General features: G+C 50.1%; 16 protein-coding genes. 8 read left to right on the plus strand and 8 right to left on the minus strand.

Annotation, left to right across the window (positions count from 1 at the left end; all coding sequences use genetic code 11):
• The first annotated feature begins 4 nt into the window (after positions 1-4).
• Positions 5-1,621 carry a WG repeat-containing protein gene (locus AC4PHM_RS08600; protein WP_492017412.1) on the plus strand — a complete coding sequence of 539 codons (1,617 nt, stop codon included), beginning with the start codon at positions 5-7 and terminating at the stop codon, positions 1,619-1,621.
• Positions 1,622-1,716: 95 nt separating this feature from the next.
• On the opposite strand, the gene AC4PHM_RS08605 is transcribed toward AC4PHM_RS08600, so the two are convergent.
• From AC4PHM_RS08605 to malQ, 4 genes are all read right to left on the minus strand, one after another.
• Positions 1,717-2,583, minus strand: coding sequence for a DMT family transporter (locus AC4PHM_RS08605; protein WP_492017413.1), 867 nt, complete (start codon positions 2,581-2,583; stop codon positions 1,717-1,719).
• 27 nt (positions 2,584-2,610) lie between these two features.
• A complete protein-coding gene (locus tag AC4PHM_RS08610; protein WP_492017414.1) occupies positions 2,611-3,537 on the minus strand; it encodes a hypothetical protein in 927 nt (308 codons plus the stop codon).
• 138 nt (positions 3,538-3,675) lie between these two features.
• Entirely contained in the window at positions 3,676-6,036 is a 2,361-nt protein-coding gene (locus AC4PHM_RS08615) for a glycogen/starch/alpha-glucan phosphorylase (RefSeq protein ID WP_492017415.1), read from the minus strand.
• 3 nt (positions 6,037-6,039) lie between these two features.
• On the minus strand, positions 6,040-7,524 hold the full coding sequence (gene malQ, locus AC4PHM_RS08620) for a 4-alpha-glucanotransferase (RefSeq protein WP_492017416.1): 1,485 nt from the start codon (positions 7,522-7,524) through the stop codon (positions 6,040-6,042).
• Positions 7,525-7,866: 342 nt separating this feature from the next.
• Here malQ and AC4PHM_RS08625 point away from each other — a divergent pair, with 342 nt between their 5' ends.
• The 4 genes from AC4PHM_RS08625 to AC4PHM_RS08640 all read left to right on the plus strand — a co-directional run bounded on the left by AC4PHM_RS08625 (position 7,867) and on the right by AC4PHM_RS08640 (position 11,645).
• The gene (locus tag AC4PHM_RS08625) at positions 7,867-9,102 is read left to right on the plus strand and encodes an efflux RND transporter periplasmic adaptor subunit (protein WP_492020489.1); all 1,236 of its coding nucleotides are present in this window, start codon (positions 7,867-7,869) and stop codon (positions 9,100-9,102) included.
• Positions 9,099-10,316 carry an ABC transporter permease gene (locus AC4PHM_RS08630; RefSeq protein WP_492017417.1) on the plus strand — a complete coding sequence of 406 codons (1,218 nt, stop codon included), beginning with the start codon at positions 9,099-9,101 and terminating at the stop codon, positions 10,314-10,316. The genes AC4PHM_RS08625 and AC4PHM_RS08630 overlap by 4 nt, the downstream gene beginning before the upstream one ends.
• Before the next feature lie 44 nt (positions 10,317-10,360).
• On the plus strand, positions 10,361-11,152 hold the full coding sequence (locus AC4PHM_RS08635; protein WP_492017418.1) for an ABC transporter ATP-binding protein: 792 nt from the start codon (positions 10,361-10,363) through the stop codon (positions 11,150-11,152).
• 334 nt (positions 11,153-11,486) lie between these two features.
• Positions 11,487-11,645, plus strand: coding sequence for a hypothetical protein (locus tag AC4PHM_RS08640; RefSeq protein WP_492017419.1), 159 nt, complete (start codon positions 11,487-11,489; stop codon positions 11,643-11,645).
• A gap of 83 nt (positions 11,646-11,728) precedes the next feature.
• Here AC4PHM_RS08640 and AC4PHM_RS08645 read toward each other — a convergent pair whose 3' ends face one another.
• On the minus strand, positions 11,729-12,097 hold the full coding sequence (locus tag AC4PHM_RS08645; protein ID WP_492017420.1) for a DUF134 domain-containing protein: 369 nt from the start codon (positions 12,095-12,097) through the stop codon (positions 11,729-11,731).
• 56 nt (positions 12,098-12,153) lie between these two features.
• Positions 12,154-12,447: a DUF5320 domain-containing protein gene (locus tag AC4PHM_RS08650; RefSeq protein ID WP_492017421.1), complete on the minus strand. Its 294-nt coding sequence runs from the start codon at positions 12,445-12,447 to the stop codon at positions 12,154-12,156.
• A 190-nt stretch (positions 12,448-12,637) separates the two neighbouring features.
• Between AC4PHM_RS08650 and AC4PHM_RS08655 the strand changes: the two genes are divergently transcribed.
• From AC4PHM_RS08655 to AC4PHM_RS08665, 3 genes are read left to right on the plus strand one after another with little or no spacing between them, the layout of a single operon-like run.
• A complete protein-coding gene (locus AC4PHM_RS08655; protein WP_291405312.1) occupies positions 12,638-13,204 on the plus strand; it encodes a TetR/AcrR family transcriptional regulator in 567 nt (188 codons plus the stop codon).
• Positions 13,205-13,231: 27 nt separating this feature from the next.
• The gene (locus AC4PHM_RS08660) at positions 13,232-13,552 is read left to right on the plus strand and encodes a cupin domain-containing protein (RefSeq protein WP_291405310.1); all 321 of its coding nucleotides are present in this window, start codon (positions 13,232-13,234) and stop codon (positions 13,550-13,552) included.
• A 22-nt stretch (positions 13,553-13,574) separates the two neighbouring features.
• Positions 13,575-13,985, plus strand: a complete 411-nt coding sequence (locus AC4PHM_RS08665) for an OsmC family protein (protein ID WP_291405308.1) — start codon at positions 13,575-13,577, stop codon at positions 13,983-13,985.
• 122 nt (positions 13,986-14,107) lie between these two features.
• Here the strand turns inward: AC4PHM_RS08665 and AC4PHM_RS08670 are convergent, their stop codons facing one another.
• Together AC4PHM_RS08670 and AC4PHM_RS08675 are read right to left on the minus strand one after the other, a co-directional pair.
• Positions 14,108-15,112 (minus strand): prenyltransferase/squalene oxidase repeat-containing protein, encoded by a 1,005-nt coding sequence (locus AC4PHM_RS08670; protein WP_492017422.1) that lies wholly within the window; start codon positions 15,110-15,112, stop codon positions 14,108-14,110.
• 30 nt (positions 15,113-15,142) lie between these two features.
• Entirely contained in the window at positions 15,143-16,105 is a 963-nt protein-coding gene (locus tag AC4PHM_RS08675) for a GNAT family N-acetyltransferase (protein WP_492017423.1), read from the minus strand.
• Positions 16,106-16,153: the final 48 nt, after the last annotated feature.

Consider the following 16,153-nt stretch of genomic DNA (forward strand, 5'->3'; position numbering starts at 1 on the left):
AGTTATGATTGAAAGAATGTTTTGCTTTAAACCTCGCGCAACTCCATGTTTGAATACATCCAGAATGTTGTTGTTTGTGGTTGTGCTGATTACGACCATCGGCATGATCTCTGGGAGCTACGCCGCGGGTCCAACAGCCGGTCAGGAGCTGCGGGCCATGGGGCTGATTGAAGGCAAAGCCGGTGGTGACCTGGCGGAAAATGACTATCTGACCCGGACGGAAATGATGGTTGTCCTGGCCAGAATGCTGGGCGAATTCAATCAAGCCGCTGCGTGGCAGGCGCCTTCCACGTTTCTGGATGCCAGGAACCACTGGGGCGAGCCTTATGTGGCTTACGCACAGTACCGAGAGTGGACCTCAGGCATAGGCGGCAGCAGGTTTGGCTACGAACAGCGCCACACAGTTCAGGAGGCCAGTGTCTTCATGCTGAAGGCCCTTGGCTATACGACTCCGGAAGACTTTATTTGGGAGACTGCCTTCGACACAGCCCGAGAATTGGGACTCTTCAAAGGGTTGACCTTAACCCAGGAGCAAGACATCCTCAGGGGCGACCTGTTCAGGCTGATGATGAATACTCTTGAAACACCCACCAAGGGGCATCCTTACAGGCTTGGGGATCAGCTCGACGTCACGGTGGCACCTTCCTTTGCAGCAACCTTGGCCGCAGCCCGGGCGAATACGCCTATGGCCGCCGTCCGAATTGGCGACCGCTGGGGCTATATGACCTCGGATGGGAAGCTTGGGATCCGCTTCCTCTACAGTCAGGCCCAGGATTTTTCCGAAAATCTCGCCGCGGTGGCTCTGAATGGAAAATTCGGCTTCATTGACAAGGCTGGCACTATAATGATTCCATTCAATTATGAAGACGCAGGGCGCTTTGCCGATGGTCTGGCCCCCGCAAAATACAGCGGCAAATATGGCTTCATCGACAAAAACGCCAATTGGGTCATTGAACCTGCCTATGAGTTTGCTGACCAGTTCTCAGAGGGCTTGGCCCGCGTTGTCGTTGCCGGTAAGATTGGCTATATCGACAAAACCGGGACTATGATCATTCAGCCGTCTTTTACGGCCGCCAACAGCTTCAAAAACGGCATCGCCGCAATCCAGGAGAACGGCCTGATTGGCTATATCAACCGAGAAGGTACCAAGATAATCACACCAAAATATCTCGTCTCTGGCAACGGTGCTGATGGTATGATTCGCTTCAACTCAGGCACCTCCATAGGGTTCCTCAACACCAGCGGCGGAGTGGCACTGGCCGCGAATTATTTTTGGGCAGACAATTTCTCCGAAGGGCTGGCAGTTGTGGAGTCGGCTGTCAGCGGCGGTTTCGCCTTCCACTATATCAACACCGCGGGTACCCGTGTTTTCAGCCAAAGCTATCAAGACGCCTATCCTTTTTCCGATGGTCTCGCCTTCGTCCTATCCGGCGGGAAGTACGGCATCATTGACAAATCCGGCACCATGGTGGTCCAGCCTAAATTCAATTATGTCGATCAGGAAGGCTTCTCAAACGGCCTCGCCCGAATCCTATCGAAAGATCAAGTTGGATTTATCAACCGCAGCGGTACCGTGGTCATTGCGACACAGTTTGATGAAGCTCGGCGGTTTGTTAAGTGAAGTGAGACCGCCAAGTGAAAAAAAAGGTAAAAAAAGGATGAAACGGTTTTTGGGCCGTTTCATCCTTTTTTCTTGTTGGTAGGCGAAACTGGGTGTCAGACACCCGGTTTCCTAACTGATGGCCGCTCCCCCAGAACCGCGCCTCCAAGTATACATGCAGCGCCCGCGATCTGACCGGGCAGCATGGTTTCACCCAAAAATAAAACCGAAAAGACGACGGCCGACAGTGGCTCCAAATAGCCCGAGAGCGCCACGGTCTGAACTGGCAGGTGACCAATGGAGGAAAAGTATAAGTAACAGCCCACACCTGTGTTCAGCACGCCAAGAAGCAGTATCGGGATCCAGTCTTCACCTGAGACCTGAATCGTTAAGCCCTGCCTGAGTCCCACATAAACCGCGGCCGTCAAAAAACTGATGAACAATTGAACCACAGAATTCTCAAGGCCAGTGATGGGTTTAGCCAGTTTATTGAAAATGACCAGGACGGCAAGCGTGACAGCGGACATGCCCCCATAAAAGAGACCCAATATGTTTTTACCATCCTGAATCGCCCCGCCATTGACGAGTACAACACCGCACAGAACCACCAAAAATCCTGTTATTTTAGGCCAAGTCAGTTTTTCGTGGAACAGAAGCGGAGAAAGGACCATGACAATGACTGGGCCGCAGTAGTAGGCTAATGACGCAAGGCTGACGCCAATGAGCTGGTATGCTTCATAGAGAAACATCCAGCTTGCCCCCATGGCTATGCCGGACACCGCAATAAAAGCGAATTGCTTTTTGTATTGAAGAAAATTGATTTTTTGTTTCGAGAAAATAAAAATTAATATTAGAAGTGCACTGCCTATCGATGTCCTCAAGAGGACAATTTCATAGCTTGTGAGGGCAATGCGGCTGGCGACGATCCCATTTGAGCCGAATAGGAGCAGAGCGAGAACATATTTTAGGTAAGCGGATTTCATGGGATCACCTCTTGATCGACAAAAAAGTTATTTTTTTATTTGCCCCTGCACTTTAAGCCGGCTGAAGAGCGCCACACTCAAACCGCCGCTTATGGCTGTCAGCAGCGAGAAGATGATAACCATCCCCACGTCTTGGCCAAATCCATAAAGTGGTTTCAAAAGTTCTCCAATCGCAACCGATAGGCACAGCGTCAGCGTCTTGATCAGCGCCACCCCCGCCAGCAGGATCCCAAGCTTGGTATTTCTGACCAGCTGCCAAATCACGAAAGCAAACGCCGGAAAAACTATGCCCAAGTCGAATACAAAGACGCCGTATACTTCGCCCGGTGTTCTGCTGAACAGGTCGTCCTGCATTCTGAATAGCCACACAGGTATCAAGACCACCAGGATGAACAGCAAAAATCCCATTATGACCCGCCTGAGAGGCGTTGAAATTGGAATAACTGCATTTGAATGCTGTACTAAAGTTATAACACCGGCAATGACGCCATACAGCATGGATGAAAAAATGGCTAGATACACCAAATATAGTGACGTATATTGACCCTGTATGGTGTACAGACCATAACCGTAAAACAAATAAGATGCGAGTCCTGTCATAATCATCAGAGCCTTAACATTCAGCGAGTCCTGACGATGTCTTAATAATTTAACCGACAATACCGTCAACACGAGCGCGGCCGTCACAGTGATGAGATCCTGTACCATGGAACCAAAGCGAAGGAATGGCGTGATGGTTCCTGAATCGACAACTTCGAGGTAAATACGCGAGTTAAATAAGCTTATGACGGCCGCAAATAATGATAACAATCCGCCAATCAACATAAGTGTGCCAGTCCATTTGATGCTTTCTGAAATCTTGCTGCGTTGTAAGGATTCATTTTCAGAAACTGCGGGCACGACGCATTCCTCCATGTAAACATGTTGTGCATCTGAGATAATCTCGAATGCCATAAGGATATTACCCATCCTTTAGTAGGTTAAACAATGTAAAGAAGCGGAAAATGGTGTCAGACACGTTCTTCCATCTCTAAACAAAGGCAGCACTGTTCTTAAGCGAGCGAGCTCGCTCATGAACAGTGCCTCCTTTTCTTACAGATTACTTTTGACTTTCCAAATGTCTATCACATAGTCTCGTATCGTCCGATCTGACGAAAACTTGCCGGCACCGGCAATATTCATCCAGCACTTTCTCGCCCAGGCCATACGGTCCAGGTAGGCCTCGTTGATCTTCTGCTGCGCCTCTCTGTAACTCGCGAAGTCTTTTAAAATCATAAAGGCATCCGGCGAATGCCAATCCGCGCCCACCAGCAGCGCGTCATGAAGTTCCTTGAAAATGCCGGTGCCGCCATCATTGAAAGTGCCGTCCACAAGGGAATCCACCACCTTCTTCAAGCCCTTGGTCTTCCTGAATTCTCCCACAGGCTTATACGCAGCCTTAATTCGCTCGATTTCCTCAACTCTTAGGCCAAAGATGAAGTTGTTTTCTTCCCCTGCCTCCTCGACAATTTCAATGTTCGCGCCATCATAAGTGCCCAGGGTCGGCGCGCCGTTCAGCATGAATTTCATATTGCCGGTTCCGGACGCTTCCTTCCCTGCCGTTGAGGTCTGCTCAGACACATCCGCCGCCGGGAAGAGCATCTCACCATAGGAGACATCGTAATTCTCGACAAAGACAACCTTGAGCTTGCCCGCCATCTCCGGATCCCCATTGACAAGGGCCTTGACCTCCTGGATAAACTTGATGATGCCTTTAGCCCTCAAATAGCCCGGGGCTGCCTTGGCGCCAAAGATGAAGGTCCTCGGCACAATCTTCAAAGACTTATCCTTTTTAAGCCTGTAGTACAAATCCAGAATTTGAAACGCATTCAGAAGCTGTCGCTTGTACTCATGCAGCCGCTTGATCTGGACGTCATAAATGGAGTGAGGATCGATCTCAACACCCTCATGCTCCAGAATATAGGCCGCCAACTGATTTTTCTTCAGCTGCTTGATCGCTAAAAACCTCTCCAGCACTGCCGGATCATCCGCAAAGTCCGCCAGCTTCCTCAGTTCGTCCAGATGCGTGACCCAGCGGTCAGACCCGAGTAACTCAGTGATAAACTCCGAAAGCTCCGGATTCGCCTTCAGCAGCCACCGCCGCTGGGTAATCCCGTTGGTCTTGTTGTTAAACCTCTCTGGATACAGCTTATACCAATCCTTCAGCTCGCTGTGGATCAAGAGTCCTGTGTGAAGCTGGGCTACGCCGTTAACAGAAAACGAACCGTAAATCGACAAAAACGCCATTCGAATCCGTCTGTCATGGATAATCTCATACTTCGACATGTCCTCCAGCGGTACCCCTAGCCCTTTCAGCTCTCCGAGTAGCTGCTCGTTGATCTTCAGGATTATCCTGTAAACCGCCGGCAGCAACTTCTTGTAAAGCTTGATATCCCAGGTCTCGAGTGCCTCCGCCAAAATGGTGTGGTTGGTATAGGCAAACGTCTTGGTGACAATCCTCCAAGCCTTTTTCCACGACACCCCCTCCACCGACGTCAGCAGCCGCATCATCTCAGGAATTGCCACCGCCGGGTGGGTGTCGTTCAGCTGAAGGGCGTTCAGCTCTGCAAACCGTTCAAAATCCCCATATACGGTCTTATGCTTCAACATTAAATCCTGAAGTGACGCCGACACAAAGAAATATTGCTGCCTGAGCCTGAGCAGTTTGCCTTTGTCGTTGGAATCGTTGGGATAAAGGACTTTGGTGATGGTTTCTGCGCGATTCTTCTCCTTTACTGCGCGGTCGTAATTCTGCAGATTGAACTGTTCAAAGTCAAAGGGCTCCAGCGCCTCCGCCTTCCATAGACGCAAGGTATTGATCGTCTCCCCGCCATAACCCACTATGGGCGTGTCGTAGGGGATGGCTTTAACGTCACCATCGGCAAAACGCACTGTGACAGCTTCGTCTGCGCGGCGAATGGACCAGGGATCGCCGTATTCCAGCCAGTTGTCCGCCTCTTCGACCTGAAAGCCCTCCACAAACCGCTGCTTGAAAATGCCAAACTCATAGCGGATGCCATAGCCGTTCAGCGGATAGCCGTGGGTCGCCGCCGAATCGAGAAAGCATGCGGCGAGACGTCCCAGACCGCCATTGCCAAGCCCCGCGTCAGGCTCTGCCCGCTCGACGGCATTCAGATCAATTCCCAAGGCATCCAGCTGCGCGGCCACTTCCCCACGCTGTCTCAAATTGATCAGATTGTTGCCAAGGGCCCGCCCCATCAGATACTCCGCAGACAGATAGCTGGCATGCTTTGAACCCTCGAATGCCTTCTTTGAAGCCTGCCACCGAGGCACGAGATCTTCCATCAGCGCCTTCGACAGCGCGACGTATTGTTCTTTTGGTTGACACGACTCAAACGCCTTGCCAAAGGTGGTTAATGCCCAGGCAGAAGACCGCTCTCTCAAATTGTCCATAACCTACCGATCCCTCCCATAAAGCCGTGTCAGCCGGCGAATTCTTTCGGCCAGGGCCGGCGTCAGCGCGGATTCCTCCAGGCGCCAGGTCCAGTTGTTGCCGATGGTCGAGGGCACATTTATCCTCGCAGAATTATCTAGATCCAAAAAGTCCTGTATTGGCGCTATTGCAAGGTTCGCCGCAGAGCTCCAAGCGCCCCGGATCATGCCCCAGTTCAGACCTTCATCATAATTCAGCTTCAGATAATTGACCGCATTCAAAAATTCCTTCTTAGGGATCTTATCCAGCCATCCGGAAATGGTCTCGTTGTCGTGAGTCCCCGTGTAGACGACGGTATTTGGGGTGATGTGGTGCGGCAGATAAAAGCTTTCGACCTCCGGATCAAAGGCAAACTGCAGGACCTTCATGCCGGGATACCCCGTTGCTTCAATCAATTGCTTGACCTCAGGGGTGAGATAGCCAAGGTCCTCGGCTATTATGTCCAGTGGCCCCAGAGCTTTGTGAATCGCCTTGAACAGACTCAGACCCGGTCCTTTCACCCATTTGCCCGAAGCGGCAGTTTCCGCGCCATACTCGACCTCCCAATAGGCTTCAAAACCTCTGAAATGATCTATTCTGAGCGCGTCGAACCTGGTGAAGCTATGACGGATGCGCTCGATCCACCACTGGTAGCCCTCCTGCTTCATTTGCTTCCAATTGTAGATAGGATTTCCCCAAAGCTGTCCGGTCTCCGAAAAGGCATCCGGCGGGACGCCGGCCACGGTTAGAGGTTTATGGTCCGTTCCCAGCTTAAAATAGTCTGGTTTGGCCCAAACATCCGCACTGTCCTCAGCGACATAAATGGGGAGGTCACCAATAATGCGGACGCCCCTTTGATTGGCATAATGCTTCAGTCGCTGCCACTGCATCTCAAAGAAGTATTGAGTGAACACCCAAAACCTGATGTCCTCCTGGTGGGCCGCTTCAAACGCGAGGACTTCAGGCGAATCAATGTTTCTGTATTCCCGGTCCCAGTCTGACCAGGCTCTGTCGAACTGAAAATCCTTGATGGCCATATAGAGCGCGAAGTGTCGGAGCCACTCTCCTTGCGCCTTCAAATAGTCTGTCAGCGTCTCCTCCATGGTAATCCCGGCTCTTTTATAAGCCTTTCTAAGCAGCTCCATTTTAGCCTTGAACAGATGTCCGTAGTCAATGGGCTTTGACTCTTTTTTAAGACCGGCTTTGGAAATCTCGAATTTCGAGAGATACCCCAGCTCAATAAAGGTTTTTAGATCTATAAAATAGGGGTTTCCGGCAAAGGCCGACAGGCACTGGTAGGGAGAATCCCCGTAGCTTGTAACGCCGAGGGGCAGAATCTGCCAGTTCCTTTGACCCGCCGCTTCAAGAAAGTCGACGAAATTGTAGGCGGATTTTCCGAAGTCACCTATGCCATAAGGACCCGGCAGAGAGGCGATGGGTAACAATATGCCGCTGGAGCGCTGTGTCATGATGTTCACCCCTTGTGGATTGATTTGAGTTGACAGTTTGTTTAAAGCAAAGTCATGTTATTCATTTCTACCCAACTATTTGGAGGCGTCACAGATTCTGTGGCGTTGATAATTTATTGTCAACATTTAGAAATTTAAGGGTATACATAACCATCAGAATCTCATGGAAAGCGGTGACGAATGGTGACTATCGGCAAAATAAAAAATATCTTTTCGGACAGATTCTGCTGTATTCTTAACACAATTTTTGGGTATAATATTATTGTTGTTATCATTTCAATTTTGATTTTATTATATTTATTCTCATAAACCATAGAAAATCAAGGGGTGTTCCAGTTGAAGATGAAGAAATGGATTCTATCAGGCGTTGTAATAGTTGTCGCCGCATCCGCATTTGTATTATGGAATGGTCGAAGTGAGCCACTGATGGATTACTGGGTGGTACAGGAGCAGCCTTTTACGCAAACGGTGACGGCGTCAGGAAAGATTCTGGCTGCCCAAAAAATTGAAATTAAGTCAGAAGTGTCCGGTACTTTGAGCAATTTTTCGCTGAATGTCGGTGATGCCGTTGCAGAGGGGCAGACGCTTTTTACACTGGATGGCAGTGATGTCGAACGCAGCGTCCAGGAGCGTCAGGCAGCTTTAAGCGCGGCAAGGGCGCGCTACCGCGCCGTCACGGAGGTATCCCTCCCTACCGCCCAGGAGACTGTCAGACAGCTTGAGGCGGTGCTGGAACAGCTGAATAAGCAGCTCGAAGATACCAAGGTTCTATTTGAGAGCGGTGCCATGGCAAAAACTGCTGTGGATGATCTGGAACACCAAATTACCCTTCAAATGTCAAAGATTGCCTCAGCAAAAGCCTCTGCCAACGCTTACGCCTCCGGAGGCGCTTCAGTTTCGGAAGCCGCGGCCGGTGTCAGTCAAGCCCTTGAAGCCTTGGAGACCGCTAAAAATCAGCGTCTAAAATATGCTGTCGCTGCCCCGTTTTCCGGAACAGTCCTCGAGCGTCTTCGCGAGCCTGGCGAATATGTCCAGGCGGGTACGACACTTGTGACGTTGATTGACCCTTCCAGCTACTATGCCGAGATTGAGCTTGAGGAGCGAAAAGTGGGATTGATCGAGATTGGCCAGCGGGTCCTGGTGTGGCCTGAAAGTTATCCGTCCAAGGCTGTTGAGGCCTCCGTCTCAAAGATCCTGCCAAAAGTGGAGGACGCTACTGGAACCGTTAAGGTTCAGATCAAGCTGGCCTCGACTGCTGATTTTCTGATTGAGAATCTGTCCATCCAGACGGAAATTGTCATTCGTACTTTGCCAGCCGCCATTATACTTCCTGCCCAAGCTTTGTGGAATGCCGAGGCTTCAGAGGTGCTCGTCGAGCAGGATGGACGCGTTGTCAGCAAACCGGTGAATCTCGAGGCGGTTGGACTTTCGGATTATCTTGTACTTGAAGGTTTGAGTGTCGGTGAAGCTGTGCTGGATCCGGCTTCTGAGCTGGCACCAGGCGACGAAGTAATTTTAGCCGATGGTGGCGGCAAGAGCGCCACCGCTTCGGATGACAAGTCGGGTGAGACGCCATGATCTTCGAGCTGAAAATTGCCCTTCGCTTTCTCAAAGACGGGCGCGGACAGACGACTTTTATTCTGCTGGGCATAGCCATTGGGGTTGCCGTACAGATCTTTCTGGGCACCCTGATTAGCGGTCTTCAAAAGGACCTGGTCAATGGCACCGTAGGCTCGAGCCCCCACATGACGTTTTCAGCAGCTGAGACTGCTGAGGCCAGCGGTCTGGGTTCGACGAACGGCTTTGTCGCTGCCAGCGCAGGAAATTTTTCCAGACAGGAAAAGACACTGGACAATTGGCAGCCCCTTCTGACAACCTTGGACCAGGCGCCTGAGACGACAGCGGTTTCTCCCGTCGCTGAAGGCAGCGGTTTTGTTTTGAAGAGTGGGGAGCGTTGGCCTATTCTCGTTCGCGGCATTGAGCCCGAGCGTGCAAACGACATCTACGATTTAAAAAGTAAGCTGAGTGCAGGGACTTTTGTCGTCGAAGGGGATCAAGTGCTTATAGGGACGTCGTTAGCCGCAGAAGCGCTGCTTGAGGCAGGCGATACCTTTACCCTGGAACTCCCCGGTGGTCAACGCCAAAGTCTGACGGTGGCCGGAATCTTTGATCTTGGTAACAACAGCCTCAATGAGACCTGGCTGTTTATGTCGTTGTCCCGAGCTCAGAGACTTCTGGGCTTAGGGGATGACATCAGCCGCGTCGAGGTCCAGGTGGAGGATGTTTTCGCGGCAGACCTGCTTGCTGAGGGTTATGAGAAGCAATTTATAGGCATTAAGTCAGAGAACTGGAAGGTTCAGAACGCCAGCCTGTTGTCTGCCCTCACCAGCCAAAGCAGCTCGTCGCTGACGATTCAGGCCTTTGTTCTTTTAGCGATTACCCTTGGCATAGCCAGCGTTCTGGCGGTATCAGTTGTACAAAAATCAAAGCAGATTGGCATCCTCAAAGCCATGGGAACCTCAAGCGCCAGCGCCAGCAGAATCTTTTTGTTCCAGGGCGGCATACTGGGTCTGATCGGTTCCGTCATAGGCAGCGGCATGGGTTATGCCCTGACACAGGCCTTCCTTTGGGGCACATCCATTCAAACCGGGGAAGCGTTGTTTCCCCTGGAGTTTGACCCGGCTGCGGCAGGCGTGATCATCGCCATTGCCACCGTGGCCAGTATTGTGTCTGCGCTGTTTCCTGCGAGACGTTCGGCCAGTTTGAACCCTATAGACGTTATCAGGGGTTAATATAATAACCGCGTTCTACTCTGTACAGTAAAGGAGCGATTCCTATGGCATCTCCACTTCTCGAAGCCAGCGAATTGACAATGGTCTATGGCACGGTGGTTAAAACCCACGCCCTTAAAGGGGTTAACCTGACTATAAATTCCGGTGAGTTTTCAAGTATAATTGGCTACTCCGGTTCGGGAAAAACGACTCTGCTCAACATTCTGGGCACACTGGACCGGCCAACCAGCGGGACGCTGCGCCTCCTGGGTGAAGACATCACCAAGATGAGCGATGCGCAGCTGGCCGTTTTCAGAAACCGCAATTTAGGGTTCATCTTTCAGTTCCATCATTTGCTGCCGGAATTTACTGCCCTCGAAAACGTCCTCATGCCGACCTGGATCCAGTCCAGAAATGGCAGTATGAAAATGGCGTCACGGGCGAAAGAGCTATTGGAACTGGTTGGCCTCAAAGACCGCATCAACAACAAGGCCACGGCGCTATCCGGCGGCCAGCAGCAACGGGTCGCCATTGCACGGGCCCTGATTAATCAGCCCCAGCTGATCCTGGCAGACGAACCCACTGGCAATCTCGACTCTGAGACCACAGAGCAGGTTTACGATCTGATGCGCAATATCAATGCCAATTTGAAGTCGGCCTTTGTCGTCGTCACACATAACGACCACATTGCCGCCAAGTCCGACCGCATCATTGAGATGAAGGACGGTCTGATTACAAGGGATTATCCGGCAGCGGCCATGGACAACGACGCTGTTTGGAGCGAAATAGCACCAAAATATTGCCGTTACTGTAACCGCGAGCTGGAAACCGACGGCGCGACAGCGCTGCTGCTATGAAGCTACAGTCGCGGACAGACGTGTACCTCGCTCCGCTGCGCTGCGCTTCGGTCACGGGCCGCGCCCTATTCAAATAAATATGATGTCGTGGATCAGAGAGCAATCTCTGATTCACAACATCATATTTATTTGTGCACGCCTGTTAGCCTTCGCGCAAGTTGGGGACGCGGACGGTTTTCAACTTGGGGACTGACACTAACTTCACTTTAGGGGGGACGGTAATATTTCTGTAACATTTCAAAAGTCCTATTGTCACAGGCGTATTTCAGGCGTATGATTAATCCACAGGAAGTTGTCATTAACCCCGACTTTCTAGCGGAAAGGAGTTGTTACTATGTCAGAAAAAGACCTTGAAAAGATGAAGCAATTCCTCGAGGAAAAGAAAAAGAAAGAGCAGCACAGCAGCCATCAACATCCTGGGAAAACCCATGGACAACACGCCAACACAAAAGGCTTCCACAATACCAAATCCGGCGGTCCAATCAGCAAATAAAATTAGTGCCATTTAGCAATTCAGCACATCAGATCGACAAAAAAGACGACCCGAATTCAATCGGAGCCGTCTTTTTTTATTTGTCATTTATTAATATTCACTGTCCCGCCCTGCCTGTGGCGGCGCTTGTGGCAGCCCGGGCCGCACTGTACTTCATCTTTATCACAAAGTCTGTATTCGCCGCCTTCAATCCTCAATATGACACCATTGACCAGAGACTGCGCCAGCTTATGTCTCGCGCTGGTATAGATCCCCTGAACGGTTGTCCTTGCGACATTCATATGCTTAGCGCATTCCTCCTGAGTGAAACCAACCAGATCAATTAAACGAATCGTCTCATATTCATCTACAGTCATAATGACGACATCTTCCCGCTGATCAGAGTCCATTGGGCCAAAGCTTGTGTTCTCTGGCATACTGCAGACTTTTCTCCATTTCATTGGTCTTGGCATTTTTTCACCCCGGTTTTCATGATCTAAAACAGCATATTCCAATGCGTTTGCTTTTATTATTCTTGCATTTTTTTGTTGATGGCGTCAAGTTGTGCTTCTAGAATTTTCTTTTGTTCAGCTAAAATTTCTTTCTCTGAAGCTGCGAACGGCGGCTCATCTGTCCCATAATCCACAAAATATCTCCCTAAGCCTCTTCTGCAGCCTATCCCACGGCCCATGCCTCTGGCGAAACCAAAACCCTTGCCTCTTCCAAAGCCCATGCCTTTGCCAGCACCGGCAAAGCAGCCTCCAAAACCTCGTCCTGTCATTGGGCCTGCGCCCATTGGCCCTGTACCATCTCTTCCTGGCATTTTCATCTTCTCCTTTCAAAATAGTTTATGACATATGTTTCTTTGAATTCAATTATACCCATTTATCGACATATGTCAATTACATCAGTTTATTTAATACTTTAGTTCATTAAATAACCTTGAAAAAATCATAATGATTGATTAGAATATGAATGAGCGCTCATTCATATCGATTGAAAGGACTGTCCAAATGAAGAAAGATCTGATCGCTGACTCCGCTATCGAACTGTTGGCTGAAAAAGGCTACGCCAACACTACGACTCGCATGATCTCAGAAAAAGCCGAAATTGCGGTTGGCACCATCTATACCAACTTTAAAAACAAAGAGGGCATTCTGGATTATATCTTTCAGACAGAGTTTGATAAGCGTGATGCTTTTTTAAAAATACTCCTGTCAACCCATAGCTCTTATCTAGATAAATTAAATCATTTTCTGGATTTTCACTTCTATGAGCTCTCCAAAAATGAAACACTGGCACTTGTTTTGATTCAGGAAAGCAGTAATCCTGAGCTCTCACACTTGCCAGGCATTCAAAGCTTCCTGAAGCAGATTCCGGACTTCTTCAAGACCCTGTTAATTGAAGCCATGGCGCAAAATGAAGTCCGCCAGCTAGATCCGGGACTCACCGCGGAAATCATTTTCAGCACCATTAGAGGTACCGTTCTGAACGTCGCAGGCAAAAGAGCTTTAAATGACTCTGAAGGCACTCAGAAAGAATTGAAAGCCTTCATTACGCACGCCATCCAAAAAGTATAAACCCAAAAAAACAAGGAGGAATACCCCATGCACATTATCAGAATGAATGAAATTGAAGGCAAGAAAAATCCTAGAGGCGTTGTCGCAAAGCAACTGATCAGCCACGAACATACCCGCGTCATGAATCTTAACTTGAATCCCGGCGACGAAGTTTCCGCCCACAAAGTCCCAGTGGAAGTTTTCTTCTATGTAGTGTCAGGCACCGGAACAATTCAGATCGGTGATGAAAAAGCGGTCGTCAAAGCGACGGATATTGTCCTTTGTCCTGCGGAGACAATGATGGCACTTTGGGCAGATCAGGGCGAAGCTTTCAGCGTACTCAATGTTAAGACGCCAAACATAAAATAGGAATCTTAAAAGGAGTTTTCAGATGAATGTCAATATTAAATGGAGCGGTAAACAAAATTTCACAGGTGAAACTATAAATGGCCAGCTCATTCCAATCAGCCCGGATAAAAATGAAATTGAAATGATTTCACCGCCGGATCTGCTGCTGATGAGTCTTGGCAGCTGCACAGGTTTGTTTATACTGCCATCGGCAAAAGCAATGGGGATTGAGCTGGCTGACTTCGAAATCAGAGTCACAGGGGTCAAAGCAGAAACGCCACCAAAGCTATTTGATGAAATCAACATTTTCGTGAAATTTGTAGGGAATCTTAATTCAACCGAGGCAAACGCGATCTTAGAAAAAGCACATGAAAAGTGTTTTGTCCTCAAGAGCCTGAATCCGAACATAAAAATCAACAATTTTATTGAAATAGAATCGCCCCTTCAATTATAAAAAGCAAGAAAAAGTAAGAAAAGGCAAGAAAAAGTAAGACAGAGCCACAAAAAAGAGAGAGGAACGGTGCGGCTAAATGGAGCCCCCCGAATCCTCTCTCTCTTTTTTACCCAAGTCTCACTTCATTTTTCTGCATCTGCATGATTCCCAAACGCCCTCAAAATCCTATAAGCCCTCATTGTCAGCCATTTTGACGGCTTACCCTTCTTTTCTATGGTCACTCGCATCTTCCCATTGAAAGAGTTTTCCAGTTTCCAGAGACCATCGGCCATCTGTTTATCTTTGAGGATCCGGATCCCGTCGTCAAGTCGCGGATCATAGCACCGCAGCTCCGCGAAAAGGCCCAACAATTCAAACACGTCCGTCTGATACATCAGCGGAAATCCGGGCCTCAGCCAGCCAGGACGGGCGATCTGCCCCAGGTCATGACTCTTTTTGTAGAGATGATGCTTCAGGAAATACGCTTCCATAGCGACAAGCTGCCGGTCAACCGCCTCATTTCGACGATTCTCGGGAATCGCCGCCAGCGCCTTGAACGTCTTGGCCACCCCCATATGGCACGAATGGCTTCCCCAGCACATGTCGTAGCGGTCATAGGGTTTTCCCCTCGGCGGAGCGCCCTCAGCGTCATCCGTCCTCTGATAGCGGCAGATCCAGTCTATGGCGTGCTGAACTCGGGGATCCTCAAGATAGCCCAGTTTGATCAGCGCGTACACCATGTTGCCCGTCAGGCAGGGAACGACCCCGCTATAGAGGCCGTGGCCGGTTTTGGCGCTGCTGTCATAGGAAAAGCCGCCCTCTTCAGGCTCTTGTGACACATTGAGCACGAACTCGCACGCGCGCCTCACCCGTGGGTCCCCCGGATCCGCGCCAAGCTCGGCTATGAGCAGCAGCGACCAGACTGAGCCCCGGTATTTGTCTCTGTAAAATCGATTGATCTCACCCCATGAGCCGTCCTCATTCTGCTGCGCCAACAGCTCATGAACCGGCCCCGAGGCCATTACCGCAGCCCGTGCCTCGACGACCTCTGCCGCATCCGGCGCCAGCCCGAGCCAAGTCGTCAGCGTCATAAGTCTGACGGACGGATCCTTCTCTTCCAAAAGCCAATCGAGAACCTGCTTGTCCACTGAACACTCCCCCAATGCGTTACACCGGAATTACAGCTTAAGCCTGTAATAGTCCATGGTCGACGTCACCTCAAAGCCGCAGGACAGATAAAGCTTCAGCGCGTTTTCGTTAACCGCGTTCACCTGCAGATAGACCTCCTCCGCGCCTTCCTCCAGCAGGATCTCGATCCCGGAAAGCAGAAGCGCCCGTCCGTAACCTTTGTTTCGATGCTCCGGCAGGATCCCCAGTCCAAAAATCCCGCCCTGCCCAATCCTAAAATCCAAATGAATTTTGCCGATGGTCGTTTGATCCCCAACCTCCGCCAAATAGATCGTCATGCCCCGCTCTTCTTCCTCTTCGGGCAGGATGCGTCTCTCCGAAGCGGCTTCAGAGGTTTCCGAGGATGCAGGGTTCGTCCCCGTCTGTCCGTCTGACGCCTGCCCCTCCTGCACGAAATAAATCGCGTTTTGCCTTGCCACTTCATCCGCGTCCTGATTGGTCGCTTTTTGCAGCCGGATGCCCTTTTTCATGTCGTCCGTCAGGCTGATCTCCCACGGCAGTTTGAGGAACATTTCATATTCGGTATGATCCAGAACGGTCTCCTGTTTTTTAACAAAAGCTTGACCGGCGTTTGAGGCGCGATCCGTCAAAAGCAGCATAGAAGACACCTGACGTTTGGAAAGCTCCTGAATGACGAACCAGGTGAGCGCATCAAAAATACCCTGCCTTCGGTACGCCGGATCCACCATGCCGCTGACTTCAGGCTCTGAACCGGCAAAGCTCAACGCGCCTGCATAGCCAACCAAGCGGCTTTTGTCATAACAGAGGAACTCATTCATCTCTTCTCCTTGAAAGTTTAGACTTTTAGCCACGCTCAGCTTGTAATCCAGTTCAAGCTTTAAAGCTATTTGGTCGACATTGACGCAGTGTGCTTCAAGTGCCTTAACTTTCTCTGTTTCCAACTCTGAGAGGAACGGTTTTATAGTGAAGGTCAAATTCGATGGTTTTTCCACTGGCGTACCCCCGATATTAGGTTAGGTCATAAAAAACAGTGCGGCTGG

Source organism: Acidaminobacter sp. QWL-03 (genome assembly GCF_058683855.1).